This is a genomic window from Bacillus massilinigeriensis, assembly GCF_900111815.1.
In the GTDB taxonomy this organism is placed as follows: domain Bacteria; phylum Bacillota; class Bacilli; order Bacillales; family Cytobacillaceae; genus Mesobacillus_C; species Mesobacillus_C mediterraneensis.
Window position 1 is genome coordinate 1 of the sequence record NZ_LT630007.1, and the last position, 1,074, is coordinate 1,074.

Annotated in this window: 1 protein-coding gene and 1 pseudogene; one reads left to right on the top strand and one right to left on the bottom strand. The window is 38.3% G+C overall.

The window, feature by feature from the left end; all coding sequences use genetic code 11:
- Positions 1-207 precede the first annotated feature (207 nt).
- Positions 208-669: pseudogene (locus tag BQ5796_RS15740) on the top strand (site-specific integrase); the annotation flags it as partial.
- A 154-nt stretch (positions 670-823) separates the two neighbouring features.
- Here BQ5796_RS15740 and BQ5796_RS17530 read toward each other — a convergent pair.
- Positions 824-1,074, bottom strand: a 251-nt coding sequence (locus BQ5796_RS17530; protein WP_159431010.1) for an ATP-binding protein, incomplete at its 5' end; no start/stop codon positions are given.

Below are 1,074 nucleotides of genomic sequence, written 5' to 3' on the forward strand. Positions count from 1 at the left end.
CCGCTATTTTGCTCTTATTAATTTTCATCTTCATATGCTCCATTATTTGTTTGAATTTTGTTAAGTCTGAAAGACTATTAACCTTAAAATCAATATCCACATTTAATGATAGATACATAACTAGTCACCTCATGACTAGTATGTAAAATTGAAGCAAGGTTGTACATATTAATTCAAGCGTTAGTGTACATATTTAAAATAGCATTTCTATACAACCCGACAAACAGTATCAAAAAATATGAGCTGCTTACTCCAAAAACAAAGGGCTCTGTTCGCACAATCAAAATTGATCAGATGGTTGTTTCCATGCTGAAAAGGCACAGGTTGCATCAGAATCAAACAAAGCTGGAAAACCGCTTAGTTTATAATGATTCTGGATTTATCTTCGCTCGGAATGATGGACATCCCCAACTTCGAAAAGTCATCGAGATTAGGCTTAAACGCTTGTTGAAAAAAGCTGGGATTGAAAAGAATATCACTCCACATTCCTTCCGGCACACTCACACCTCATTGCTAATCGAGGCAGGAGTAGGGATAAAGGAAATTCAACAGTGCCTCGGTCACTCGGATATCAATACAACCATGAATATCTATGCCCATATGACCGCCAACATGGAAGAAAAGGCCTCTCAACAGTTCAGTTTACTGATGAAAGACCTTCTCCTTTAAAACACTATTATAGTCCCATTATGTCTTCTGACGAGGACAAACCCGAGGACAATATTAAAGATAACGAGCGAAAGCCGTTGATATAACTGTATTTTGCAAGGAAAAAGTGCAGAAGAATGCAAAGGAAAATGCACAACTTTGCCAGCCCTATCTATTACCTTCTTTTTGACAATGCATGAGATAGACGGTAACTCTCCCCATGGAATGAGATGATATGGGCATGGTGAATCAAACAATCCACCAAAGCGGCGGTTAACCTGGAATCGGTGAAAATCCTGTTCCATTGGCTGAATTCCAAGTTTGAGGTTATAATTAGACTTTTCTGCTCATAACACTCAGATATTAACTGGAACAATAACTCTGATCCCTCTTTTCCGAAGGGAAGATACCCCATTTCATCCAGAA